This window comes from Zoogloea sp. JDB1 (assembly GCF_056724025.1).
Genome location: NZ_CM161496.1, coordinates 2,404,749 through 2,430,984, shown reverse-complemented (window position 1 = coordinate 2,430,984; position 26,236 = coordinate 2,404,749). Strand labels below are relative to the sequence as shown.

General features: G+C 64.3%; 19 protein-coding genes. 10 read left to right on the top strand and 9 right to left on the bottom strand.

Annotated elements, in window-relative coordinates; translation table 11 throughout:
- Window positions 1-18 precede the first annotated feature (18 nt).
- From AC1PPK_RS10875 to AC1PPK_RS10865, 3 genes are all read left to right on the top strand, one after another.
- The gene (locus AC1PPK_RS10875; RefSeq protein WP_481117837.1) at window positions 19-1,707 is read left to right on the top strand and encodes a SulP family inorganic anion transporter; all 1,689 of its coding nucleotides are present in this window, start codon (window positions 19-21) and stop codon (window positions 1,705-1,707) included.
- Window positions 1,691-1,984, top strand: a complete 294-nt coding sequence (locus AC1PPK_RS10870) for an acylphosphatase (RefSeq protein WP_481117836.1) — start codon at window positions 1,691-1,693, stop codon at window positions 1,982-1,984. The genes AC1PPK_RS10875 and AC1PPK_RS10870 overlap by 17 nt, the downstream gene beginning before the upstream one ends.
- Window positions 1,985-2,072: 88 nt before the next feature.
- Window positions 2,073-4,568 (top strand): sensor domain-containing protein, encoded by a 2,496-nt coding sequence (locus AC1PPK_RS10865; RefSeq protein ID WP_481117835.1) that lies wholly within the window; start codon window positions 2,073-2,075, stop codon window positions 4,566-4,568.
- On the opposite strand, the gene AC1PPK_RS10860 is transcribed toward AC1PPK_RS10865, so the two are convergent.
- From AC1PPK_RS10860 to AC1PPK_RS10845, 4 genes are read right to left on the bottom strand one after another with little or no spacing between them, the layout of a single operon-like run.
- Entirely contained in the window at window positions 4,555-5,034 is a 480-nt protein-coding gene (locus AC1PPK_RS10860) for a WbuC family cupin fold metalloprotein (protein ID WP_481117834.1), read from the bottom strand. The two genes, AC1PPK_RS10865 and AC1PPK_RS10860, sit on opposite strands and share 14 nt — an antisense overlap.
- A 5-nt stretch (window positions 5,035-5,039) precedes the next feature.
- Entirely contained in the window at window positions 5,040-8,531 is a 3,492-nt protein-coding gene (dnaE, locus tag AC1PPK_RS10855) for a DNA polymerase III subunit alpha (protein ID WP_481117833.1), read from the bottom strand.
- Window positions 8,532-8,563: 32 nt separating this feature from the next.
- Complete coding sequence (gene paeA / locus AC1PPK_RS10850) at window positions 8,564-9,883, bottom strand: polyamine export protein PaeA (RefSeq protein WP_481117832.1); 1,320 nt, start codon at window positions 9,881-9,883, stop codon at window positions 8,564-8,566.
- Between the two features lie 16 nt (window positions 9,884-9,899).
- Window positions 9,900-11,021 (bottom strand): rhomboid family intramembrane serine protease, encoded by a 1,122-nt coding sequence (locus AC1PPK_RS10845; RefSeq protein WP_481117831.1) that lies wholly within the window; start codon window positions 11,019-11,021, stop codon window positions 9,900-9,902.
- 180 nt (window positions 11,022-11,201) lie between these two features.
- On the opposite strand from AC1PPK_RS10845, the gene AC1PPK_RS10840 reads away from it, so the two are divergent.
- On the top strand, window positions 11,202-12,248 hold the full coding sequence (locus tag AC1PPK_RS10840; protein ID WP_481117830.1) for a GGDEF domain-containing protein: 1,047 nt from the start codon (window positions 11,202-11,204) through the stop codon (window positions 12,246-12,248).
- Between the two features lie 94 nt (window positions 12,249-12,342).
- Here the strand turns inward: AC1PPK_RS10840 and AC1PPK_RS10835 are convergent, their stop codons facing one another.
- The 3 genes from AC1PPK_RS10835 to AC1PPK_RS10825 all read right to left on the bottom strand — a co-directional run bounded on the left by AC1PPK_RS10835 (window position 12,343) and on the right by AC1PPK_RS10825 (window position 16,170).
- Window positions 12,343-12,720, bottom strand: coding sequence for a hypothetical protein (locus tag AC1PPK_RS10835; protein ID WP_481117829.1), 378 nt, complete (start codon window positions 12,718-12,720; stop codon window positions 12,343-12,345).
- Between the two features lie 2 nt (window positions 12,721-12,722).
- Window positions 12,723-13,697, bottom strand: a complete 975-nt coding sequence (locus AC1PPK_RS10830) for a quinone oxidoreductase family protein (RefSeq protein WP_481117828.1) — start codon at window positions 13,695-13,697, stop codon at window positions 12,723-12,725.
- Window positions 13,698-13,875: 178 nt separating this feature from the next.
- The gene (locus tag AC1PPK_RS10825) at window positions 13,876-16,170 is read right to left on the bottom strand and encodes an NADP-dependent malic enzyme (protein ID WP_481117827.1); all 2,295 of its coding nucleotides are present in this window, start codon (window positions 16,168-16,170) and stop codon (window positions 13,876-13,878) included.
- A gap of 336 nt (window positions 16,171-16,506) precedes the next feature.
- On the opposite strand from AC1PPK_RS10825, the gene AC1PPK_RS10820 reads away from it, so the two are divergent.
- Window positions 16,507-17,277, top strand: coding sequence for a ParA family protein (locus AC1PPK_RS10820; RefSeq protein ID WP_481117826.1), 771 nt, complete (start codon window positions 16,507-16,509; stop codon window positions 17,275-17,277).
- A 78-nt stretch (window positions 17,278-17,355) separates the two neighbouring features.
- Here AC1PPK_RS10820 and AC1PPK_RS10815 read toward each other — a convergent pair whose 3' ends face one another.
- Both AC1PPK_RS10815 and AC1PPK_RS10810 read right to left on the bottom strand, forming a co-directional pair.
- The gene (locus tag AC1PPK_RS10815) at window positions 17,356-19,197 is read right to left on the bottom strand and encodes an asparagine synthetase B family protein (RefSeq protein ID WP_481117825.1); all 1,842 of its coding nucleotides are present in this window, start codon (window positions 19,195-19,197) and stop codon (window positions 17,356-17,358) included.
- A 37-nt stretch (window positions 19,198-19,234) separates the two neighbouring features.
- Complete coding sequence (locus AC1PPK_RS10810; protein WP_481117824.1) at window positions 19,235-21,445, bottom strand: UvrD-helicase domain-containing protein; 2,211 nt, start codon at window positions 21,443-21,445, stop codon at window positions 19,235-19,237.
- A gap of 316 nt (window positions 21,446-21,761) precedes the next feature.
- Between AC1PPK_RS10810 and AC1PPK_RS10805 the strand changes: the two genes are divergently transcribed.
- The 5 genes from AC1PPK_RS10805 (at window position 21,762) to AC1PPK_RS10785 (ending at window position 26,226) form a co-directional block, all read left to right on the top strand.
- Window positions 21,762-22,088 (top strand): hypothetical protein, encoded by a 327-nt coding sequence (locus AC1PPK_RS10805; protein WP_481117823.1) that lies wholly within the window; start codon window positions 21,762-21,764, stop codon window positions 22,086-22,088.
- A gap of 205 nt (window positions 22,089-22,293) precedes the next feature.
- Window positions 22,294-22,626 (top strand): preprotein translocase subunit YajC, encoded by a 333-nt coding sequence (yajC, locus tag AC1PPK_RS10800; protein WP_481117822.1) that lies wholly within the window; start codon window positions 22,294-22,296, stop codon window positions 22,624-22,626.
- Between the two features lie 85 nt (window positions 22,627-22,711).
- Complete coding sequence (gene secD, locus AC1PPK_RS10795) at window positions 22,712-24,571, top strand: protein translocase subunit SecD (protein ID WP_481118206.1); 1,860 nt, start codon at window positions 22,712-22,714, stop codon at window positions 24,569-24,571.
- Window positions 24,572-24,601: 30 nt separating this feature from the next.
- A complete protein-coding gene (gene secF / locus AC1PPK_RS10790; protein ID WP_481117821.1) occupies window positions 24,602-25,534 on the top strand; it encodes a protein translocase subunit SecF in 933 nt (310 codons plus the stop codon).
- Window positions 25,535-25,539: 5 nt separating this feature from the next.
- Window positions 25,540-26,226, top strand: coding sequence for a 4'-phosphopantetheinyl transferase family protein (locus AC1PPK_RS10785; RefSeq protein ID WP_481117820.1), 687 nt, complete (start codon window positions 25,540-25,542; stop codon window positions 26,224-26,226).
- The last annotated feature ends 10 nt before the right edge of the window (window positions 26,227-26,236 follow it).

The following is a 26,236-nucleotide window of genomic DNA, read 5'->3' as shown; positions in this document are numbered from 1 at the left end:
TTCTTTTGCGGAGGCCCCATGGCCAAGATTGCGTTTCACCCCAAGCTTCTCGACACCCTGCCGGGTTATGACGGCACCCAATTCAGCCGCGATGCGTCCGCCGGCCTGACGGTCGGCGTCCTCGCCCTGCCCCTTGCGATGGCCTTCGCCATCGCCTCGGGCATGTCCCCCACCGCCGGCATCTGGACGGCCATCGTCGCCGGCTTCCTGATCTCCGCCCTCGGTGGTTCCCGCGTGCAGATCGGCGGGCCGACCGGCGCCTTCATCCCGATCATCTACGGCATCGTCGCCGACTACGGCGTGCAGAACCTGCTCGTCGCCACGATGCTGGCCGGCGCAATCCTCGTTGCGATGGGCGCGTTCCGCCTCGGCAACCTGATCCGCTTCATTCCCAAGACGGTGGTGATCGGCTTCACCAACGGCATCGCGGTGGTGATCTTCCTCGCCCAGATCAAGGACTTCCTCGGCCTGCGCGTCGAGCACATGCCCGGCGAGTTCTTCGGCAAGGTGGAAGCGTTGGCGGCCAACCTGCACACCATCGATATCCCGACCGTCGCCCTGTCGATCACCTCGCTCGTCGTGCTGCTGTCATGGAACCGGCTGGCCAAACGCTTCACGCTGCTGGCCCGCATGCCTGGCCCGCTGGGCGTACTGGTCGTCGCGACCGTTGCCAACGCGCTGCTGCACTTGCCGGTGGAGACCATCGGTAGCCGCTTCAACGGCATCCCGCAGGATCTGCCCGCCTTCGCACTGCCCGAGCTGTCGCTACCCATCCTCGGCAAGCTGATCTCGCCGGCCCTGACCATCGCCCTGCTCGGCGCCATCGAATCCCTGCTGTCAGCACGCGTCGCGGATGGCTCCATCGACGACCGCCACGACCCCAACCAGGAACTGATCGCCCAAGGCATCGCCAACATCGCCGCACCGCTGTTCGGCGGCTTCGCCGCCACAGGCGCCATCGCCCGCACCGCCACCAACGTACGCACCGGTGGCCGCAGCCCCGTGGCCGGCATGGTGCATGCGCTGGTATTGCTGGCCGTCGTGCTGGTGCTGGCCCCGTTCGCCAAGCACATTCCGCTGGCCACCCTGTCGGCGATCGTCGTCGTGGTGTCGATCAACATGGGCGAATGGCACGAGTTCCGCGGGCTGGGGCGCTTCTCGCTGAATTACCGGGCCATCCTGCTCAGCACCTTCTTCGTCACCGTGGTCTTCGACCTGACGCTGGCGGTTGAGCTCGGCATGGTGCTGGCCAGCCTGGCCTTCATCTACCGCATGTCGGACCTGACCCGCGTCGAACGCCGGCCCCTCGGCGAACTGGCAATGCTGCCGCAGTTCCTCTATCCGGACGGCACGCCGCGGGTGGTCGCCTATTCCCTGTACGGTTCCCTGTTCTTTGGCGCGATCCACAAGCTGGAAACCCTGCTGGCGCCGAGCGAGCGGCATCCGGAAATCGTCATCCTCGAAATGCAGCACCTGGTCAGCCTCGACACCACCGGTCTGGAAGGCCTCGAGAGCCTGTGCAAGAACCTGCACAAACGGGGCTGTGCGCTTATCCTGTGTAACCTCAATACACAGCCCGGCTCGCTTATCGAGCGCTCCGGCTTCGCCGACGAGGTTGGCCCCAACAATATCTGCAGCGACCTGTACGGTGCCCTCGCCCGCTCCAGGGAACTCCTCCCGAGGTTCATGGATGAAGACAACATCTGACCCCATCGCCCGCCTCTTGCGCATCCACGGTATCGTGCAGGGCGTCGGCTACCGCAACGCGCTGCACACCCAGGCGCGGCAACTAGGCCTTGCCGGCTGGGTGCGCAACCGCAGCGACGGCACTGTCGAAGCCCTGATCGCCGGCCCGGCTGCGGCCCTCGACACGATCACCGAATGGGCCCGGCGCGGCCCGCCGGCCGCCCGCGTCAGCAAGGTGGAATGGGAAAGCACCTCACCACCCGAAAGCCTCGGCTTCATGCGCGCCGACACGCTCTGAGCCATGCCGGCGGCGTGCCTGGCGACAAATGGCGTTAGAATGTGCCAGTCGTCATCCCCCACCCGACTTCAAGACGTCTCCTCCTACCGTGGCCCTGCCTTCCACTCCAGAAGACGCCGGCAGTCTCGATTTCTCGACCGCCCTGTTCGAGCGCTTTCCGACCCTGATCTGGCGATCCGGCGTCGATGCCAAATGCAGCTATTTCAACCAGACCTGGCTGGATTTCACCGGCCGCACGCTCGAAGACGAGCTGGGCGACGGTTGGACCATCGGGATCCACCCAGAGGATTTCGACCGCAGCATCGGCACCTATCTCGAACACTTTGCGGTACAAACGCCTTTCGAGATGGAGTACCGGCTGCGCCGCCACGACGGTAACTACCGCTGGATCATCAACACGGGCCGTCCGGTCTTCGACGGAAACGGCGAATTCAACGGCTACATCGCCTCCGGCCTGGACATCACCGACCGGCGCAACACCGAAGCTGAGCTACGCGAGCGCGAAGAGAGCATGCGCACCCTGCTCGCCTCAATGGGTGAAGGGGTGATCCTGCGCGACGCCCACGGCAAGGTACTGCTGCACAACACCAGCGCAGAGAAGATCTTCGGCCTCAGCCCCGCGGAAATGCAAACCTGGGAACTCAACCAGGACAGCGGCCTGGTGCGTTACCTCAACGAGGACGGTGGACCTGCCGAGCTCCCCCAGATCCCTTCCATGCGGGCACTGGCCAGCGGGCAGGCCCAGGCCGGCCCCCTCGGCGTGGAACGGCGGGATGGCAGCCTGCGCTGGGTGTGGGTCAATTCGGTCCCGCTCTATGAGGACGACAGCGACACGCCACGCGGCGTCATCACCACCATCGCTGACATCACCGCTCGACGGGAGAGCGAGGAACAGCTCCGTCTGGCCTGGACGGTGTTCCGCAACAGCGTCGAGGCGATCATCGTCACTGACGCCAGCCAGCACATTCTGTCGGTCAACAAGGCCTTCACTGAAGTAACCGGCTACAGTGCTGAAGAAGCCATCGGCCAGACGCCGAAACTGCTCAAGTCCGGCCACCACGATCCGGCCTTCTACGAAGCCATGTGGGCGGAGATTGAGGAGCACGGTTTCTGGCAGGGGGAAATCAACGACCGCCGCAAGAACGGCACGCTCTATCCGTCGGCCCTGTCGATCAGCGCCGTGCGGGACAACGCCGGGCGGATCAGCCATTACGTGGCCGTATTTTCCGACATCACCGAACGCAAGGCCTCGGAGGCGCGCATTGCTTTCCTGGCACAGCACGACGCGCTGACCGGCCTCCCCAATCGAACGCTACTCCACGATCGCCTCGAACAGGCCCTTGCCAACGCGGTACGGCGGCAGAAGCGGATCGCCCTGCTGTTCCTCGACCTGGACCGCTTCAAGACCATCAACGACTCCCTCGGCCACATGATGGGAGATCAGTTGCTGCAAGGCGTCGCCCTGCGCTTGTCGGCCTGCGTCCGCGAGACCGACACTGTCAGCCGCCAGGGCGGCGACGAGTTCCTGATCGTCCTCACCGACGTGGAGGTCCCGGCCGACGCCGCCCGCGTCGCCGAGAAGATCCTCGACCGCCTGCGCGAGCCCTTCGAGATCGACACCCAGCAGCTCGGCACCTCGTTCTCCATCGGCATCGCCCTTTATCCGGAAGACGGCATCAACGTCGAGAGCCTGATGAAGAACGCCGACACGGCGATGTATCACGCCAAAGAAAACGGACGGAACACCTATCGCTTCTTCGACGAGGTGATGAACGTCAATGCGCTGGAACGCCTGCACCTGGAAAACGCCCTACGGCGCGCCCTTGAGAACAACGAATTTCAGCTCTATTACCAGCCCCAGGTGGACCTCGCGACGGGCCGCATTATTGGCATGGAGGCCCTGCTGCGCTGGTTCAGCGGCGCGCTGGGCGGCGTGCCACCGACCCGCTTCATCCCGCTGGCCGAGGAGTGCGGCCTGATCGTCCCGATCGGCCGCTGGGTGCTGCACGAAGCCTGCCGCCAGGCACGCCGCTGGCAGGATGCCGGCTTCCCGCCCATGCCGGTGGCCGTCAACCTGTCGGCGCTGCAGTTCCGTCGCGAAGACATCGTCGCCACTGTCCGCGACGTACTCGACGCCAGTGGACTGGACGGCCAGTGGCTGGAGCTGGAACTCACCGAATCCCTGTTGATGCAGTCCGGTAGCGCCGTCGAGGACATACTGGCGCGCCTGAAGGGTCTGGGCATCCGCATGTCCATCGATGACTTCGGCACCGGCTATTCCAGCTTGGCCTACCTGAAACGCTTTCCGGTGGACCGCCTGAAGATCGATCAGAGCTTCGTGCGCGATCTGAACGAGGACCCGGACGATGCGGTGCTCGTGCGGACCATCATCCAGCTCGGCCGCAACCTGCGCCTGGAAGTGATCGCCGAGGGCACCGAGACGCCGGAGCAGATGGAGTTCCTCCGCCAGGAAGGCTGCACCGCGGCGCAGGGTTACCTGTTCAGCCCACCCCTGCCGGCCGATGCCATCACCGGCCTGCTGCACATCGGCACGCTGCCGGCGGCACCGTTCACGACAGATTGAACAACCCGGTCATCGCCGACAGGTAGGCCGTGGCGGCGGGCTCTGTCTCCGCTGGCGCCCAGCGCCCCCATTCGGCGTCGCTCAGCGGCACATAGGGCCCCGCCTTGGCTTCGGCAAAGACCGTCCCGCTCTCCAGCGCCACGATGGCATGCCACACACCGGGCGGCACGTCACAGCCCGGAAGCGCGCCACAGGCCCGGATGACCTGCGTATCTGTAACGGCACCGCCGGCATCGAAAGTCAGCACGCCCAGGCTGCCGCGCAGCAGGATCAGGGTTTCCGCCTTGTCGGGATCCAGATGGCAATGGGGGCGCACATAGGAATCCGGCTCCATCGCCACCAGCAGGCGCTGGGCCGGCGCGCCCAGATCGGTGTGCAGGTTGTGGTGGGCACGGCGGCGCGGCACCGTACGCGCCTGCGCCACCAGCCCGTCGAGCAGGGCTACATCGAAGAAGTGGATGCCCATGCCTGTCAGCTGTACAGCACTTCGACGGCCTCCGGCGGCAGCCAGTCGCGCAGGCTCTCCAGCAGGCTGTCGTCCGGGCGCACCCGCCAGCCCGGCCCGAAGGGCACGTCGCCTTCGGCGTTGGCATTGCGGTAGCGCACACGGATCGGGCATTCCCCTTCGCGGAACGGTTGCAGCAGGCTGGCCAGGCGTTCCGCGGCGGCCACCGCCCCGCCGGCTTCGCCGACCTCGCCATTGAGCCGGAGTTGCAGCGCCTTGGCAAAACGGCCACGGGCCTCGCCGAGCGTAAGCAGCTTGTCGGCAACGATGCGCAGGCCACCCGAGAAGTCGTCGTTGCTGACCTTGGCCTCGACCACCAGCACCTCATCCACGACGATGCGCTGGCGGTTGTTGTCGAAGACCTCGGAGAACACCGACACCTCCCGCGGCGTGGTGCCGTCGTCGAGCAGCACGAAGGCGATCTTGCCGCGGGCGGTCATCTTGGCACGCACCTCCATCACCACGCCGGCCATCGTGATCAGCTCCTTGCTCGGCTCGACCTGGGACAGCGGGCGCCGCACGAATCGCCGCACCTCTTCCTTGAAGGCGTTGAACGGATGGCCGGACAGGAAGAAGCCGATCGCCAGCTTCTCTTCCTTCAGCTTCTCCCGCTCGCCCCACGGCCGCACCTTGACGTAATCCACCATCGGCGCAGCGGCCTCGCCGGGCACGTCGAAGAGCCCGCTCTGCAGCGCATTGGCGGCGATCTGCTCGGCTGCCTCCATGGCGATGCCGACGCTGGCCAGCAGCGTGTGGCGATCCACTGGCTGGGTCGGCGCGATGGTGTCGAAGGCGCCTGCGCGGATCAGCGCCTCGATGACACGGCGGTTGGCCATGCGCTTGTCCACGCGGCAGGTGAAGTCGAACAGGTCCTTGAACGGGCCGCCGGACTCGCGGGCCGCCAGGATTGCCCGCACCGCCGGTTCGCCGACGCCCTTCACCGCCCCCAGGCCATACCGGATAGTCTTGGAGTCGGTGGGTACGAAGCGGTAGTCGGACGCGTTCACGTCCGGCGGCAGCACGGTGATGTGGTTGGCGATCGTGTCTTCGTAGAAGATCTTGATCGTATCGGTGTTGTCCAGGTCGGCCGACATGGTGGCGGCCATGAAGGCCGCGCAGTGGTAGGCCTTGAGCCAGGCGGTGTGGTAGGTGACCACCGCGTAGGCGGCCGTGTGCGACTTGTTGAAGCCGTACTCGGCAAACTTGGTCATCAAGTCGAAAAGCTGCTCGGCCAGCGCCGGGTCGTAGCCCAGCTTCTTGGCGCCGTCGGCAATCGTCTCCCGGTGCTTGGCCATCTCCTCGGGCTTCTTCTTGCCCATCGCACGGCGCAGCATGTCTGCGCCACCGAGGGTGTAGCCGCCGATGATCTGGGAGATCTGCATCACCTGTTCCTGATACACGATCACCCCGTAGGTGGGTTCCAGGCAGGCTTTCAGGTCCGGGTGGAAATAGTCGATCTCCTGCTGGCCTTTTTTCCGCAGGATGAAGTCGTCCACCATGCCGGAGCCCAGCGGGCCCGGACGGTAGAGGGCCAGCACGGCGATGATGTCTTCGAAACGGTCGGGCGCCAGCTTTTTGAGCAGCTTCTTCATCCCGTCCGATTCCACCTGGAAGATCGCGGTGGTGTTGGCGTCGCGGAGGATCTGGTAGGCGGCCTGGTCTTCGAAACCCAGGCTCATCAGGTCGAGCCGCTTGCCGGTCAGGCGCGCCACGTAGTCCAGCGCCAGCTCGATGATGGTGAGGTTGCGCAGGCCAAGGAAGTCGAACTTCACGAGGCCGACGCCTTCCACGTCGTCCTTGTCGAACTGGGACACCGGAGTGGCGTCCTCACCGTCGGCAATGTACAGCGGGCAGAAGTCGGTCAGCTTGCCGGGAGCGATCAGCACGCCGCCGGCGTGCATGCCGACGCCGCGGGTCAGACCTTCGAGCGGCTCGGCGAGGCTCCACAGCTCCTGGATCGACTCACCGTCGTTGCCATCGGCCATTAGCTCGTTGATCTGCGGCTCCTGCTCGCGGGCATCCGCCAGCGACAGGGGCTTGTTCTGCACCACCGGGATCAGCTTGGACAGGCGGTCGCACAGGCCGTAAGGCAGGTCGAGCACACGGCCCACGTCGCGCACCACGGCCTTGGAGGCCATCGTGCCGAAGGTGGCGATCTGGCTCACCGCGTCCTTTCCGTAGCGCTCGCGCACGTATTCGATGACGCGGTAGCGGTTATCCTGGCAGAAGTCGATGTCGAAGTCGGGCATCGACACACGTTCCGGGTTCAGGAAGCGCTCGAACAGCAGCGCGTATTCGAGCGGGTCCAGGTCGGTGATGCGCAGGCTGTAAGCCACTAGCGAGCCCGCGCCGGACCCCCGCCCTGGGCCGACCGGCACGCCGTTCTGCTTGGCCCAGTTGATGAAGTCCGCCACGATCAGGAAGTAGCCTGGGAAGCCCATCTGCACGATGGTGTCGGTCTCGAACTTCAGGCGTTCCTCGTAGCGCTGGCGCTGGGATTCGCGGACGGCCTCGTCCGGGTACAACTCGCCCAGACGCACCTCCAGGCCCGCCTTGGCCTCGGCGATCAGGTAGTCGTCGAGGGTCATGCCCTCTGGCGTCGGGAACAGGGGCAGGAAGTTCTTGCCGAGCTGGATCGTAAGTGAGCAGCGCCGGGCGATCTCGATGCTGTTCTCTAGGGCCTCGGGGATGTCGGCGAAGAGCTCGCACATCTCCGCCTGGGTCTTGAAGTACTGCTGCTCGGTGAAGTCCCGTGGGCGCCGCTTGTCGGCCAGCACGTTGCCTTGGGAGATGCACACCCGCGCCTCGTGGGCCTTGAAGTCCTCGGGCTTGGTGAACTGGATGGGGTGCGTGGCGACCACCGGCAGGTCGAGGCTGGAGGCGATCTGCAGGGCCTCGCGTATGTAGGTCTCGGTACCCGGATGGCCAGCGCGCTGGATCTCGATGTAGAAGCCGCCGGGGAAGCGGCGCGCCCAGTCGGCGGCCAGCTGTTCGGCAAGGCGGGTGTTGCCGTTGGCCAGAGCATGGCCGACGTCGCCATCCTTCGCGCCGGACAGGCACAGCAAGTCGCTGGCGCTTTCGGCGGTCAGCCATTCGCGGCGGATCTCGGCGCGGCCGCGGTACTTGTTTTCCATGTAGGCCAGGGTCAGCAGCTCGCACAGCTGGCCGTAGCCCTTGCGGTTCTTGCAGATCAGCAGCACGCGGCTGGGCTTGTCCCGGTCCACGTCGTTGGCGATCCAGGCATCCACGCCGCATACCGGCTTGATGCCCTTGCCGCGGGCGCCCTTGTAGAACTTGACCATGCCAAACAGGTTGGCGAGGTCGGAAATGCCCAGCGCCGGCATGCCGTCGGCGACGGCGCGGGCAATGGCGTGGTCCACCTGCACGATCCCGTCGGAGATCGAATACTCGGTATGGAGGCGCAGGTGGATGAAGCGGGGGGAGTGAGTCTCAGGCATCCCGCGATTTTACCCGTCCGACGGGAGCGGGATCACTCCTTGGCCGAGATTTCTCCGTCAGCTCCCAGACGGCTGACCAGCAGTTGGTCAATGCGGTGGTTGTCCACGTCAAGCACCTCGAAGCGGTAACCTGCAAAGTCCACACGGTCGGTACGGCGCGGGATCTTGCGCAGGTGGTACATCATGAAGCCGGCGATGGTCTCGTAGTGCTCGCTGCCGTCCTCATCGTCGATGTCGAGCACGCGCATCACGTCGCTGGCAGCCGTTGCCCCATCCACCAGCCAGGAGTGCTCGTCCCGGCGCAGGATCTGCTCCTCCTGCACCTGGTCCACGTCGTCGCCGACCAGCGCGCGGATGATGTCGTTAAGGGTAATCACGCCAACCACCAGCGCGTACTCGTTGATGACCACAGCAAAATCCTCGCGGGCCTCGCGCAGACGTTCCAGCACCTCGGCCAGCGTCAGCGTATCAGGCAGTGCCAGCAGCGGGTTGATCGGCGCGTCGGCCTTCATCGACAGGGACTGGCCGGCCAGCACGCGGTTGAGCAAATCCTTGGCATCCACGTAGCCAACCACGTGGTCGATGTCACCGTCGCAAACGGGGAAACGGTTGAACGGCCGGCTCGTGATCTTCTGGCGGATGCTCTCCTCGCTCTCCTGTAGCGTGAAGAAGACCACGCTGTCACGGGTCGTCATCGCCGACGGCGCACTGCGTGCGTCCAGGCCGAACACGTTCTCGATCAGCGCATGTTCCTGCTCGGCAAGCACGCCGGCGTCAGCACCGGCCTGCACCACAGCGATGATCTCATCCGGCGTCACCGTCTCGTTGCGCGTCGTCGGCACGCCCAGCAGGCGGAACAGCAGGTCCGCCGCCGAGTTATAGAACCACAGCAAAGGCCGCAGCCAGCGGATCAGCAGGCTCATCGGCCCCGACACGGTCATGGCCAACCGCTCCGGCGAAGCCATACCGAGTCGCTTGGGCATCAGGTCGGCGAACAGGATGAACAGGGACGTCACCCCCGTGAAGGACAGCGCAAAAGCGACGGTTTCCAGATAGGCGTCCGGCAGCAATGGGGTCAGCACCGTCGTCAGCCACGGGGAGAACACCCCTTCGCCGACGATGCCCCCCATGATCGCCACTGCATTGAGGCCAATCTGCACCAGCGTGAAGAAAGGCCCTGGCTGGGCCTGCAAGGCCAGCACGCGGGCGGCGGCGGCATGGCCCTCTTCTGCCAGCACCGACAGGCGCGCCGGACGCGAGGCCGCAATGGAAATCTCGGACACCGCAAAGAAGGCGCTGATCGCCACCAGCACGCCGATCAGCAGAAGATTTTCAAGCAGGTCCATGCTCATGGGTCTCCATCCGGCTTTACTGCCCCGGCTCTTCCACCGACTTGCGCAGACGCATCTGCAACAGAATTGAATCAGCCTCCTGCTGCAGATTGCGCGAACGCTCGATCCATTCAGCGTCTCGGGTCTGTAGCGCCTGGAGCAAGGCCTTCAGCGCATCGCGCCGGGCCGTCGCGTACTGGATCAGCTCATTCCGTTGCCATTCGCGGGGGGGAGGCGCCATGCGCCACGACAGTTGCAGTACCTGCCGGTCCCAACGGGGAATCAACTCCCGTTCAAGGACCTCTAGCGCCGCCACCTCGGTCATCCGGTGAGCCCGCACGGCCTCCAGAAGCTGAGTCTGCTCCCGTTGCAGGTCCTGCTCTTCGATGGCAAAGCGCTGAACGGTCTGCTGATACAGCGTATCCACCTCCCGTTCATGGGCGACATCAGGAGTCGCACGCCACATGCCTACCCCGATGAGCACGACGGCCCCCCCCCCCGCCAGCGCGCGCCAAGTCAACCAGCGGACCGGCAACTGGGAAAACACCGGCTCAGCCAGTGCCGCCCCCAGAATCAGGCCACCGAGCAATCCCCCCAGGTGCGCTGCATTGTCGATACCCGCAATGGCAAAGCCGGCGAACAGGGAATAGCCGAGAAACCCAAGCGTCCCCGAACGCATCTCGCGGAACACCTCGACCGGCACCGAGCCCCGCTGGACCGTCAGGTAGGCCAGCAGCGCGCCATACACCCCGAAGATTGCGCCCGATGCACCGATGCTCACCGCGCCCTGCCGCCACCACAAGCTGGCCACATTGCCGAGCAGGCCCGCCCCCAGATACACCACCATGAACCCGGCCCGCCCGAACAGCCGCTCAACGACCTGCCCGGCTTGGTAAAGGGCGAACATGTTGAGCCCAACGTGGAGCAGTCCGCCATGCAGGAACAGGGCCGTCAGCAAACGCCAGCTCTCGCCATCCTGGGTCCGCAGCGCAAAATTACCGCCGACGCGGATCAACAGTTCGGAAGGAATGTGCAGCGGACTCATGGACACCGCCGCCAGCCCGACAAAAACCAGGATGTTGACCGCCACCAGGGCATATGTGACGGTCGCACGCGGCACCCGTACAAACAGCAGGTCGATGAAATTATCGTAATTCAAGGCGCGACAATGGCTTGGCAGAACGGTGCCGCCGATTATACGCAAGCCGGTCGCCTCGTCCGCCGAGGCCGGGACATGGCGCTCATCCGCGACAGATTCCTCGTTTGGGTATCGCTGCAATCACCCAATCCGGGGCTCTGCGCTAATATGCCGACTCAAGCTGGTTGGCTCTGGATACCCATGATCCACGTTCTCAAACACGTCGAATCCATCACACAACATCGCGACCGTACCTTGCTGGAGTTGGGCGTCGCATCGGCCCTGTTCGAACTGGTCAAAGCGCTGGAGGTCAATCTCTACAAAGTCACCGAGCATGGCAACGACAACTTCCTGACTCAGGTCGTACACGTGGCCCCCGAAGGCGTGCACTATGTTCAGGAAGCACTCGACGACGTCGCGGAGACGATGCCGGTTTCCCAACGGCCGGAAATGGCAGCCTGCGTCGAACAGAACCACATCGTGCTTCGCCACCTGGAAGTCACGGGCCAATACCTGCACTGTTTCCCCATCCTGGCCGAACGTCGGGTACTGGGCGTACTGGAAGTAGTCTGCAACACCCAGCTCAGCGAGGAGAATCTCGGCACGGCGGAGGGCTTTCTCGGGTTGTACCGCAACTACATGAGCCTGCTGGACTACAGTGAGCGGGACACGCTTACCGGCCTGCTCAACCGCAAGACCTTCGACGAAAACCTGGGAAAAATCCTCAATGCGCTGGCCGTTCAGCGTGCCGCCTCGATGAATGACAGCCCGATGCGGCTGCGTCAACAGGACGACGGCACCCACTGGCTGGCAGTGCTGGACGTGGACCACTTCAAGCGCATCAACGACCAGTTCGGCCACTTGTACGGAGACGAGGTACTCCTGCTGCTGGCCCGCCTGATGCGGGACAGCTTCCGTCACCAGGATCGTCTGTTCCGCTTCGGCGGCGAAGAGTTTGTCGTCGTACTGAGAGCCAGCAACGAAAGCGAGGTCGCTCAGGCCCTCGAACGGCTGCGTGAAACGGTCGAGCACTATCCGTTTCCTCAGGTCGGACAGGTCACCATCAGCATGGGCTATACCTACATTCGCTCCCAGGACACCATCCCGGAAATCGTCGGGCGGGCAGACGAAGCACTCTACTTTGCCAAGGAAAACGGCCGCAACCGGACGGCCTGCTACGAAACCTTGCTGGCCGATGGACTCATCGCCCTCCGCGAGCAACCGAGCGGCAGCATGGAACTGTTCTGAACGCCCGGATCCGCCACATCTCCCGACCAACCAACCTCCACCGGCGGAAACCCAGCCCCCTGCAGCAGACTACACCCAGTGGATGAGCGCTCCTTCACTTGGTGGCCGCCAAGGCCGGCAGGTCCTTCAGAGCCTGCTTGCGCTCCTCGTCGGCAGCAAACATAAGCGCCTTCTGCTCCGGAGTCAGCTGAACTTTCAGGACATACTCCAACGAGCTGTAGATCCGTGCCATGCGCTCCGTAAGCCGCCCCTTGGCGGGAATTGCACGTATCACCTGCTCACGGCTCGCCCCTGAAATCGTCATCAACTTCTGGATGAAAGTCTCGTCGATACGGCGGGTCTCCGCCTGCAGGTAAGCCATCTGCACCGGCGTCAGCACTACGACTGGCGCAGGAGGAGCGGCAAGGACGGCGGGCCCAGATGCCAGCAGACTCACGACGACGAGCCCGGCACGGAAGAAGAAAACTGTCATGTTCACGGAATCAGAACGGTGGAGCCCGTCGTCCGTCGCGCCTCCAGCTCACGGTGGGCCGTGGCTGCATCGCACAACGGATAACGCTGGTTGATGTTGATACGGACCTGGCCCGACGCCACGATACCGAACAGTTCGTCCGCCATCGCCAGCAGGTCTTCACGGCGGGCCGTATAGGTGAACAGCGTCGGCCGGGTCAGGAACAGGGACCCCATCCTGGCCAACAGTCCGGGATCGAAGGGCTCGACCGGGCCGGAGGCGTTGCCGAAGCTCACCATCATGCCCAGGGGTCGCAGGCAGGCCAGGGAGTCCAGAAAGGTGTCCTTGCCAATCGAGTCGTACACCACATGGACGCCAGCACCGCCGGTCAGCACCCGCACACGCTCGGAAACCTTTTCGCGTGTAGACACGATGACGTGGTCGCAACCGTGTCGACTGGCCAGCTCGGCCTTCTCGTCCGAACTGACAGTGCCGATCACCGTTGCACCGAGGGCCTTTGCCCACTGGCAGACGATCAGGCCGACACCGCCAGCCGCGGCATGGATCAGGATGGTCTCGCCGGGCTGGACCCGGTAGGTGCGGCGCAGCAGATACTGGGCGGTGAGGCCTTGCAGCATCATCGCCGCCCCCTGCTCGAAGGACAGGCTGTCAGGCAGCTTCACGAGATGAGGGGCCTCGATGTTGCGAAGCTCCGCGTAGGCCCCGAGCGGACCGCCCGCATACGCAACCCGGTCTCCCGTCTGGAATTCGGTGACGCCCTCCCCGACCGCCTCGACGACGCCGGCTGCCTCCTGCCCCAGACCGGACGGCAGCGGCAGCGGATAAAGGCCGGAGCGGTGATAGGTATCGATGTAATTGAGGCCGACCGCATGATGGCGGACCTGCACCTCGCCCGCTGCGGGCGGCGGCACATCGACCTCTACCCACTGCAGAACCTCGGGGCCGCCGGTACGCTCGAAACGGATCAGATGGGACATGCTGCACCTCGCACAGGCATCAGTTGTAACTGAATTGTACCGGAGGCGCATAAGCATCGTGATCCCGGAGGACGAATGAATTCGCCCCTACGTGGCAAGCCACAGTAGGGGCGTTCATGCATCCATCCCTGGCGTTGCGGAGAGGCGGAACCGCCCCCGCCGCAACGGCGGCGCTGACTCAGACCGACTTTTCGGCGCGCTGCTCGAGGGCATCCACGACGGCCAGGGCCGTCATGTTGACCAGGCGGCGCACGGAGGCCGACGGGGTCAGGATGTGCACCGCACGGGCCGCACCGAGAAGGATCGGGCCAACCGACACGCCCTCGCCATGAGCCACCTTCAGCAGGTTGAAGGCGATGTTGGCAGCATCCAGGTTGGGCATCACCAGCAGGTTGGCTTCACCGGTGAGGGTGGAGTCCGGGTGCAGGCGGTCGCGGATCTCGGCGGACAGTGCGGAGTCGCCGTGCATCTCGCCGTCGCACTGCAATTCCGGCGCCTTGTCGCGCAGGATGTCGCGGGCCGCGCGCATCTTGAGGGACGAGGTACTGCGGGCGCTGCCGAAGTTGGAGTGGGACAGCAGGGCCACCTTCGGCTCGATGCCGAAGCGCTTCATCTCCTCGGCCGCCATCAGGGAGATCTCGGAAATGTCCTCGGCGCTCGGCAGTTCGTTCACGTAGGTGTCGGCAATCGCCAGAATGCGCTTGGGCAGCAGCAGCATGTTCATCGCAGCGAACAGCTTGGCGCCCGGCTTCAGGCCGATCAGATTTTCCACGTGGCGGTAGTGGTGGTCGTAGGAACCGGTGGTGCCGCACACCAGCGCATCGGCGTCGCCACGGCGCAGCAGCATGCAGCCGATCAGCGTGGAGTCGCTGCGCAGGGCCTCGCGGGCGGAATCCGGCGTCACGCCGTCGCGGCCCATCAGGCGGTAATACTCCTGCCACAGCTCGCGGTAGCGCGGGTCGGATTCGACGTTCACCACGTCGAAGTCACGGCCGGCCTGCAGGTTGAGGCCGAACTTCTCGATGCGCATGTCGATGACCGCCGGACGGCCGATGAGGATAGGACGGGCCAGGTGTTCGTCGACCACGGCACGCACCGCGCGCAGCACGCGCTCGCTCTCTCCTTCCGCGTAGAGCACGCGCTTCTGCTCGACGGGAACCGCCTTGGCAGTGGTGAACACCGGCTTCATGATGATGCCGGACTGGTACACGAACTCGTTGAGGCTCTGGACGTAGGCGTCCATGTCGATCTGGCGGGTCGCCACGCCAGAGTCGATGGCGGCCTGGGCCACAGCCGGCGCGATCTTGACGATCAGGCGCGGATCGAAGGGCTTCGGAATCAGGTAGTTCGGGCCGAAGTTGAGGTCGGCACCACCGTAAGCCTGAGCCACCACGTCGGACTGCTCGGCCTCGGCCAGCTCGGCGATGGCCTTCACGCAGGCCAGCTTCATCTCTTCGTTGATCTTGGTGGCGCCGGCATCCAGCGCACCACGGAAGATGAAGGGGAAGCACAGCACGTTATTGACCTGGTTCGGGTAGTCCGAACGGCCAGTGGCGATGATCGCGTCGGGACGGACTTCCTTGGCCAGCTCCGGCAGGATTTCCGGGGTCGGGTTGGCCAGCGCGAAGATCAGCGGCGTGGCGGCCATGGTCTTGACCATGTCCTGCTTCAGCACGCCGGCCGTGGACAGGCCCAGGAACACGTCGGCGCCGACCATCGCGTCGGCCAGCGTACGGTATTCGGTGTTCTGCGCGTAGCGGGCCTTATTGGCTTCCATTTTCTCGTCGCGGCCGACGTAGATCACGCCCTTCGAGTCACAGACGTAGACGTTCTCGCGCTTGATGCCGAGGCCGCACCACAGGTCCAGACAGGCGATGGCTGCGGCGCCGGCGCCAGAACACACCACCTTGACCTCGTCGATCTTCTTGCCGACCACCTTCAGGCCGTTGAGCATGGCCGCGGCGGAAATGATCGCGGTGCCGTGCTGATCATCGTGGAAGACCGGGATGTTCATCCGCTCGCGCAACTTCTGCTCGATGTAGAAACACTCCGGCGCCTTGATGTCCTCCAGGTTCACGCCACCAAGCGTCGGCTCGAGGGCCGCGATCATGTCGATCAGCTTGTCCGGGTCGTTTTCGGCCAGCTCGATGTCGAAAACATCGATGTTGGCGAACTTCTTGAACAGACAGCCCTTGCCTTCCATCACCGGCTTGGCGGCCAGCGGGCCGATATTGCCGAGGCCCAGCACCGCGGTACCGTTGGTGATCACCGCCACCAGGTTGCCCCGGGAGGTGTATTCCTGCGCGTCGGCCGGATCGGCCACGATCGCATCACAGGCAGCCGCCACGCCGGGCGAATAAGCCAGCGCCAAATCGCGCTGGTTGGTCAGGCCCTTGGTGGGCACCACTGCGATCTTGCCGCGGGTCGGTGCGCGGTGGTACTCGAGGGCGGCGGCAATGAAATCCTTATCCATGTTCTCTCTTCTCTCAATACGGGTATATCGCTTCCGTCCCCGAAACCGAAATCAGGTCGGCAACGGCGGCAGCGAAAGCGATATGTGCCGGAAGTCTGAAATATGTGGAGCCCGGATCGGGCACGAGTCTTATATATGACAGCCGGGCGCCGGGATCGCCGGAAGCTCGACTGGAGCTGGCATGCCGGGAGGTGGCATACCCGCTACGTCTTGTTTGCCGGGATTTTAACCGAGCAAGCGCGATTACGCACCTTCGGTAAATACGGACTCCCCCCGATTGCGTGGCACAATCGCACCCGCCTGAAAATGCACGGACAGACAAACAGAGGAACGAAGATGCGACGCGTGGTGTTCAATCAGAAAGGTGGCGTAGGCAAGTCCACCATCACCTGCAACCTGGCGGCGATCAGCGCCCAGCAAGGCCTGCGCACGCTGGTCGTGGACCTGGACCCGCAGGGCAACTCCACCCACTACCTGCTCGGCGACGCCTCCGACAACGCGGATGACACCCTCGCCGGCCTGTTCGAGCAGACCCTGTCCTTCAAGTTCAGCCCCAAGAAGACCGCCGAGTTCGTTCACCCGACGCCCTTCGACAAGCTGTCCATCCTGCCGTCGCACCCGATGCTGGAGGAACTGCAAAGCAAGCTCGAATCCCGCTACAAGATCTTCAAGCTGCGCGACGCCCTTGACGAGCTGGCCGACGACTTCGACGCGGTGTTCATCGACACCCCGCCAGCGCTCAACTTCTACACCCGCTCGGCGCTGATCGCGACGCAGCTGTGCCTGATCCCCTTCGACTGCGACGACTTCTCCCGGCGGGCGCTCTATTCGCTACTGGAGAACGTGCAGGAGATCAGGGCCGATCACAACCGCGGTCTCGAAGTGGAAGGCATCGTCGTCAACCAGTTCCAGCCCCGCGCCAGTCTGCCCCAGAAGCTGGTGCAGGAACTGATCGACGAAGGCCTGCCGATCTTCAAGACCTACCTGTCCAGCTCGATCAAGATCCGTGAAAGCCACGAGCAGGCCAAGCCGATGATCCATCTGGACCCGAAGCACAAGCTGGCCCAGGAATTCACCGCCCTCCACGCCGAACTGCGCAGCGCCTGATGCGGCCCCACATCAGGCTGGCAGGCGAACTCCGGCTATCACCGGCCGGCATTCCCGGCCGGTAAGCCTGACGCCCGATCAAACGCCGTCGAAGCGCCACTGCGGCGCATGGGCCTGCAGCCAGAACTCCAGGACCATGACGATCCACACCATTTCGCCGTAATAGCCCGGATGCTCCGGCAGACGCTTCTCGAGCACCTCCCGCAGGAATGCCGGGGACATGACGCCGCGGGCGGCGAAGGACTCCAGCGCATCGGTGGCGAGCTTGCGCAGGCCCGGATGCTTGATCGCCCAGACGCCAAAGGGCAGGCCGAAGCCGTGCTTCTTCTTGGTGATGATCTCGTCGGGCAGGAAACCGCGCAGCGCCTCCTTGAACATCCAGCGCAGCTTGAGCCCCTTGAGCTTCCACTCCGTCGGCAAGGTCAGGGAAAAGTCGAGCAGCTCGTCACTCAGTAGCGGGAAACCCACATCCAGCCCTGCCAGGCGGGTCGTTCCGACGACCTTGGGCAGATCGTTGTCGGCCAGGGTGTATTTCCAGTCGAAGGCGAGCATGTGATTCACCAGGCTGGCCCCTTCGACCTCGTTCCAGGTAGCTCGCTGCAACTGGCCGGGCCCATGCACATCGATCCCTTTGAGGAAATCCGGCGTAAACACCTTGTCCATCCCGAGGCGGATCAGCAGATTGTAGATCTCGAGTCGATCGGGCATCGGAATGGACGCCTGTTCGACGTAGCTCACGCCCTTGCGTACCAAAGGAATCCGCTTCATCCCCGGCAGCGCGGAAATGGGTTCGACGACCGCCGCACGCAAGAGCGACGGGATGGTGTTGTACCAGCCGAAGATGCGCTGCGTCGCGTAGCGGGAATTGCCACCGAATAGTTCGTCACCGCCATCGCCGGCCAGCAGCTTGGTGACCCCATCCTCGCGGGCCCGGGTCGCGCAGATCCACGCGGGCACGGCGGAGGAATTGCCGAAGGGCTGGTCGTAGGAACACGCCACCTTCGGAATGCCATCGAGCAGATCGTCGGGGGTGACGTAATACTCGTGGTGATCGGTCTTGAAATGGCGCGCCGCGATGCGCGCATATTCCATCTCGTCGTAGCCCTGGGCGTCGAAGCCCATGGAATAGGTCTTGGCCGGCTTGCCGCTGATGCGGCAGAGCATGCCGGAAACAGAGGAGCTATCGGTTCCGCCGGACAGGAAGGCGCCCGTGCCATCACCTGTGTATTCCCGCTCGACGGATGCCTGCACGATGTCCAGGAAACGCCCCTTGGCCTGTTCGAGGCTCAGGCCGGGATGCTCGTCGAAACGCGGTGTCCAGTAGCGCGCAAGCTGCAGTGCCCCGCCCTTCCAGTCCAACCGTGAGGCGGGGAGAAGGCGCCGGACCTCGTTGAAGACGGTATCCGGCGACGGAATGACGTGGAAATAGAGATAATTGAAGATCGCCTGGGTGCTCACCGTACGGCTGCGGACAGGAACGCCATTGGCCCGGTCCGACAAAGCCAGGGCGCCCTTCTCCTCCGCGTAGCACCACGGTTCGGTATCGAAACGGTCGTTGAACAAGGTGACCACATTGCGGCGGGTATCGATCAAGGCGATCGCGAAGCGCCCCCGGATATCCGCGATGGCCTCACTGCCCCGGCTGGCGAAGAGGCCCAGCCAGTGCTCTGCTGAACGGGCATCCCCTCCCGCCACGCTACGCGGACTGCCACGCACGATGCACACCAGTCCGTCGCGCTCGGCCAGAACAGCCGGACGCCGGACGCGCAAACGCCCCCCCTGCCATTCCCCCACCCACTGGTCGCCATCCTGGCGGAGCACCAGTTCGGCCGCAGGGGTGGCGGCGGTTTCAACGCGCACCTCGATCAAGGACTTGCTATCCAGTTCCGACTCCAATTCGCCGCCTCCAAATGAATTCATTCAAACAACATTCGAACAATATTGTCATTGAAATCCATTACACGGGTATCAACTTTGCCACTGCCAACATCAACCACTTGCTGCCGGCCTCGGCAAACTTGACCTGGACACGTGCGTCGTTGCCGCTCCCTTCGGCGGAAACGATGACTCCATCGCCGAAGCGCGCGTGGCGCACACTCTGGCCGATCGCCAGCCCCCCCAGGTCGCGGGACTTCTGCGGCGGGGGCGGCGGCATGCTCGGCGCGGCCGGCTTTGACGTACCGGGGTTGTAGTAGCGTGTGGACGGCTCGGACACGAAGCTGCGCCGCGGATTGGGCGGCGTCAGCCACTTCAGCAGGCCCTCGGGGATCTCCTCCAGGAAGCGCGAGCGCAGGTTGTAGCGCACCTGGCCGTGCAGCATGCGGCTCTGTGTAAAGCTCACATAGAGACGCTGGCGGGCCCGTGTCACCGCCACGTACATCAGGCGTCGCTCCTCCTCCAGCCCATCCAGTTCGAGGGCGCTGTTTTCATGGGGGAACAGACCTTCCTCCAGGCCGGACAGGAAGACCACGTCGAACTCCAGCCCCTTGGCCGCATGGACGGTCATCAGCTGCACCGCCTCCATGCCCACGTCGGCCTGGTGGTCGCCGGCTTCCAGCGAAGCATGGGCGAGGAACTCGGCCAGCGTCGAGCCGTGCTCGCCCGGCACTTCGCCCGCACCCAGCTCGGCACTGAAGTTGGCCGCCGCATTGATCAGTTCGTCCAGGTTCTCCAGGCGTTCCTGGCCTTCCTTCTCCGCCTTGTAGTGGGCGCGCAGGCCGGACAGCTCGATCACGTGATCGACCATCTCGTGCAGGCTCAGGCTGGCCGTCTCCTGGCGCAGGCGCTCGATCAGCGCCACGAACTGGGCCAGCGCCGCCCCCGGCTTGCCGCTGAGGTGCGGCACCGTCTGGTACAACGGGGTGTTCCAGGTACGCGCTGCGTCGCCGAGCACCTCCAGCGAGCGAGCACCGATGCCGCGGGTCGGGAAATTGACCACCCGCGTGAAGGCCGTGTCGTCATCCGGATTCGCAATCAGGCGCAGATAGGCCAGCGCATGCTTCACCTCCTGGCGCTCGAAGAAGCGCAGGCCGCCATACACGCGGTAAGGAATCCCGCTGGAGAACAGCTGGTGCTCCAGCACCCGCGACTGGGCGTTGGAGCGGTACAGCAGTGCGATGTCGGCACGGCTCATGCCGTCCCGCACCAGGGACTGGATCTCCTCGACGACCCAGCGCGCCTCGTCGGTATCGGTGAAAGCCTCGTAGACGCGAATCGGCTCGCCGGCACCGCGGTCGGTCCACAACTGCTTGCCGAGGCGCTTGCTGTTGTTGGCGATCAGCGCGTTGGCGGCATCGAGGATGTTGCCGTGAGAACGGTAGTTCTGCTCCAGGCGGATCACGCTGCCGACCTTGAAGTCCTTTTCGAAGTCGCGCATGTTGCCGATCTCCGCGCCGCGGAAACGGTAGATCGACTGGTCGTCGTCGCCCACACAGAACAGGCTGGCGCAGCCCTCGCGCCCATTGTCGGCGAGCAGGCTCAGCCAGCGGTACTGCAGCACGTTGGTGTCCTGGAACTCATCCACCAGGATATGGCGGAAACGCCCCTGGTAATGGCGGCGGATCGGCTCATTGCGCTCCAGCAATTCGTAGCTGCGCAGCAACAACTCGGGGAAATCCACAACTCCCTCGCGCTGGCACTGTGCCTCATACTCCATGTAAAGCTCGACCCGGCGTCGGGTGTAGTCGTCCCAGGCCTCCACCGCCGCGGGGCGCGTACCCGCCTCCTTCTGGCCGTTGATGAAGTGCTGCAGTTCCTTGGGCGGAAACTTCTCGTCGTCCACGTTGAGGGCCTTCAGCAAGCGCTTGATCGTCGCCAGCTGGTCGCCGGAATCGAGGATCTGGAACAACTGTGGCAGCCCTGCATCGCGGTAGTGGGCGCGCAGCATCCGGTTGCACAGGCCATGGAAGGTACCGATCCACATTCCGCGGGTATTGACCGGGAACATCGCCGACAGGCGGGTCAGCATCTCCTTGGCGGCCTTGTTGGTGAAGGTCACGGCCAGGATGCCCTGGGGGCTGCAGTAGCCGTTCTGCAGCAGCCAGGCGATGCGCGTGATGAGCACCCGCGTCTTGCCTGAACCAGCACCGGCCAGGATCAGCGCATGCTGGGGCTCGAGCGTGACGGCTGCGAGTTGTTCGGGATTGAGATTGTCGAGCAGCTGGGACATGGAGCGATACGAAATGCGGCGAAGGCCGCCATTCTACCGCCCGCCCGAAGCTCAACCGAGGCCCAGGTTTTTTGTGACAAATTACCTCGCCGAAAATGAAAAAAAGGCCGCGATAACTTGCAGTCGGCGTCGCAAGCACCTAAACTTGAGTTGTGCAATGCAGCAAACAAATCGTATCGAGGGCTAACAAAGCTACACAGAATCAGGGAAATGTGCCGTAAAACACCGTTTTGCAGCGCACCACAAAGCCGCCAGCGAGCGGCTGTCAGAAGTAGCCCCGCGTTGTTTGATGCTCCCCATACCGGAGTAACAGCAAATGAAGACACCCAAAACCTTACCCTGGCACGCCCGCAAGGCCGGCGTGTCCGTTGAAAGAGCAGAAGTATTGTGGCGCAAGGCGCTGCGCGAAGCCACCGCCGATACCGGCTGGGTTGGCACGTCCGAATTCTGGGGCGCCGCCGAAGGCCGCTTCCTCGAACTGCTGAAGGAAGAACAGAACACCCTCTGTACCCCGCACATGGAAACCTTCATGCGCAGCCAGCACCGCATGGGCCTCCTGCCCTTGCTGGCTGCCGAGCAAATGTTTTCTGCAATGTCCGCCAACTGGCAGCGGTTTTGCGACGAGATGAGCAAGGCAGCCTGAGCGCTGCCAGACGGCCCCCAGAGGCCGAGCCAACCGGGTTTTTCTCCCTCCTCTCCCTCGTGGAGATTGACGGCGTCTGTCGCAAGGCAGACGCCGCTTTTTTTCGGCATTCCAGCCAGCCTCCATGCCGGGCGTGGCCGGTCGAAAGCCTGCCGCGGGCTGCTGCTATAATCCGGGGCTTTGCATCTGCCCACCGGAGTTTAATGTGCTGATTTCCAACGCCTTTGCCCAGGCCGCACCGGCCGCCGGACAGGATCCCCTGTCCAGCCTCACCGGCGTCCTGCCGCTGATTTTCATGTTCGCGGTACTGTGGTTCCTGATGATCCGCCCGCAGATGAAGCGCACCAAGGAACATAAGGCCCTGCTCGAAGGTCTGCAGAAGAACGACGAAGTCCTGACCCAGGGCGGCATCGTCGGCAAGGTCGTCGCCCTCAGCGACGCCTACGTCACCGTCGAAATCGCCGCCAACACCCAGATCGTCGTGCAGAAGGGCGCCATCAGCGCCGTGCTGCCGAAGGGCACCCTGAAGTCGATCTGATCCGGCTGACGGCCGGGGCCCCACCCCGGCCGTGCTGATGCGCCGCTGCGCCACCGCGCCTGTCATCCACCCTTTCCGCCCGACCATGAACCGCTACCCCCTCTGGAAAAACCTCCTCATCGGCCTCGTGCTGCTGTGGGGTCTGATCTACACCCTGCCGAATTTCTACGGCGAGGTGCCCGCTGTCCAGGTATCCAGCGGCAAGGCCACCCTCAAGCTGGACACCGCCGCCACCCTCAAGCGCGTGGAAGAAAGCCTCGCCGCAGCCGGGCTCCAGCATGACGGCCTGTTTGCCGACCTCAACAGCGTGCGCATCCGCTTCCATGACACCGACACCCAGCTGAAGGCCAAGGACGCCGTCGAAAAGGCCTTCAACCCCGACGCCAGCGACCCGTCCTACGTCGTCGCCCTCAACCTGCTGTCGGCCAGCCCCCAGTGGCTCACCAGCATCCACGCGCTGCCCATGTACCTGGGCCTCGACCTGCGCGGCGGCGTGCACTTCCTGCTGCAGGTCGACATGAAGGGCGCCGTCACCAAGCGCCTCGACGCCACCACCGGCGACCTGCGCACCCTCCTGCGCGACAAGAACGTCCGCCACATCGGTATCACCCGTGAAGGTCAGACCGTCGTCGTGCGCTTCCGCGACACCGAGAACCAGTCCCGCGCCAAGGCCGTGATCACCGCCAACACCAACGACCTGCAACTGGTCGAAGGGCAGGATGGCGCCGACTTCAAGCTCACCGCGACCCTCACCCCGCTGGCCCAGAAGACCATCCAGGAATTCGCGATCAAGCAGAACATCAGCACCCTGCACAACCGGATCAACGAACTCGGCGTGGCCGAACCGGTGATCCAGCAGCAAGGCCTCGACCGCATCGTGGTCCAGTTGCCCGGCGTGCAGGACGTGGCCAAGGCCAAGGACATCCTTGGCCGCACCGCCACCCTCGAGATCCGCATGGTGGACGACACCCCGGGCGCCCTCGAAGCCGCCATGACCGGCAGCGTGCCGCCCGGCACCGAGCTCTACAACGAGCGCGGCGGCCGCCCGCTGCTGGTCAAGAAGCAGGTCGTGCTGACCGGCGAGCGCCTCACCGACGCCCAGCCCGGCTTCGACGGCCAGACCCACGAGCCCGCCGTGCACCTCACGCTGGATGCCGCCGGCGCGCGCATCTTCAAGGACGTGACCCGCGAGAACGTCAACAAGCGCATGGCCATCCTGCTCATTGAAAAGGGCAAGGGCGAAGTTGTCACCGCCCCGGTCATCCGCGGCGAAATCGGCGGCGGCCGCGTACAGATCTCCGGCCGCATGAGTTCCGAAGAAGCCACCGACACCGCGCTGCTGCTGCGCGCCGGCTCACTGGCCGCGCCGATGGAAATCATCGAGGAACGCACCATTGGCCCGAGCCTTGGCGCCGACAACATCAGCAAGGGCTTCCACTCCACCCTGTGGGGCTTCATCGCCATCGCCGCCTTCATGTGCATCTACTACATGCTGTTCGGCTTCGTGTCGGTGATCGCCCTGGCTTCCAACCTGCTGCTGCTGGTGGCCCTGCTGTCCCTGCTGCAGGCCACGCTGACGCTGCCCGGCATCGCCGCCATCGCCCTCACGCTGGGTATGGCGATCGACGCCAACGTGCTGATCAACGAGCGCATCCGCGAGGAACTGCGGAATGGCTCCAGCCCACAAGCTGCCATCCACGCCGGCTACGACCGCGCCTTCGACACCATTCTCGACTCCAACGTCACCACGCTGATCGCCGGCATCGCGCTGCTCATCTTCGGCTCCGGCCCGGTGCGCGGCTTCGCGGTGGTGCACTGCCTGGGCATCATGACCTCCATGTTCAGCGCCATCCTGGTCTCCCGCGGCCTGGTGAACCTGATCTACGGCAAGAAGCGCAAGCTCGAGAAACTGGCCATCGGCCAGGTCTGGAAGCCGGGCGTCTGACGCGTACAGAACACGAAACGGACACGCAAAATGGAATTCTTCCGGATCCACAAAGACATCCCCTTCATGAAGCACGCGCTGGTGTTCAACGTCATTTCGTTGATCACCTTCCTGCTGGCGGTGTTCTTCCTCGCCACCAAGGGGCTGCATTTCAGCGTCGAATTCACCGGTGGCACGCTGATGGAAGTCAGCTATAGCGAACCGCCGGCCCTCGAAAAGCTGCGCGACGCCCTGGCCAAGGAAGGCTACCAGGACGCCCAGGTACAGAACTTCGGCAGCTCCCGCGATGTGTTGATCCGCCTGCCGAACCGTGACGGCGTTGAAACCGGCAAGGTTAGCGAGAAGGTCATCGCCAGCCTCGGCGCCATCGAAGGTCCCAAGCCCGAGTTGCGCCGCGTCGAGTTCGTCGGCCCGCAGGTCGGCAAGGAACTCGCCTCCGACGGCGCCATGGCCCTGCTGCTGGTGATCGGCGGCATCGTGGTGTACCTGGCGATGCGTTTCGAATGGCGCTTCGCGGTATCAGCCATCATCGCCAACCTGCACGACGTGATCATCATTCTGGGCTTCTTCGCGCTGTTCCAGTGGGAGTTCTCTCTGCCGGTGCTGGCCGCCACCCTCGCGGTGCTCGGCTACTCGGTAAACGAGTCGGTGGTGGTCTTCGATCGGGTGCGCGAAACCTTCAAGAAGAAGCGCGGCCTCACCACCCCGCAGGTCCTCGACCACGCCATCACCAGCACCATCAGCCGGACCATCATCACCCACGGCTCCACGCAGATCATGGTGCTGTCGATGCTGGTTTTCGGCGGCGAGACCCTGTTCTACTTCTCTCTCGCGCTGACCATCGGCATCTGCTTCGGCATCTACTCCTCGGTGCTGGTCGCCAGCCCGCTGGTCATGTGGCTCGGCGTGTCCCGCGAACAGTTCATGCAGCCCAAGAAGGAAAAGCAGGAAGCCGTCGTCTGATCCACATGGATCGGAGCGTCACCCTGTGGGTGCTGGACCTCGACAGCCCCACCCAAGACTGCGCCCGTGCCTGGTCCCTGCTCGATGCGGGGGAGCAGGCACGGGCGCAGCACTTTTTGCGGGAGCGTGACCGGACACGCTTCATACTGCGTCGAGCCGGACTACGCGAGATCCTGGCGCTGCACACGGGGCTTCCGCCCCGCGCCCTGCCCTTCATCCACAGTTCTTTCGACCGCCCTTCCCTGGCCGGCATCGAGCTGGACTTCAATACTTCCTACAGCTCTGGCCTCGCCGTCGTTGCTGTCACTCGCCATGGACGGGTTGGCATCGACGTCGAGCGTCGATTGGACGAAGAACTCGATCCCGCCATACTCCAGCCCTATCTCACCCCGACCGCCTACACCGCCTTCCTCGATTGCCCACCCACCCGGCGACGGCAAGCCTTCTACGACTGGTGGGCCCGCGTGGAGGCCTTCGCCAAGGCGCGCGGGACCGGCATCGTGATGTCACCGCCACCGCCCCTCGACGGCAGCGAAGCCGACACCGCCCCCCGCTTGCTCCCCGATGACCTGGGCAGGATGCAGACTTGGCATCCGCAAAGCCTGTCCCTGGCCTCCACCCACGCAGCCAGCCTGGTGGTTTCCGACGTGGTCCGCCCGGTCCACGTCAGGCAATGGCCTGTCGCGGAGTAGTCCGGCTCGA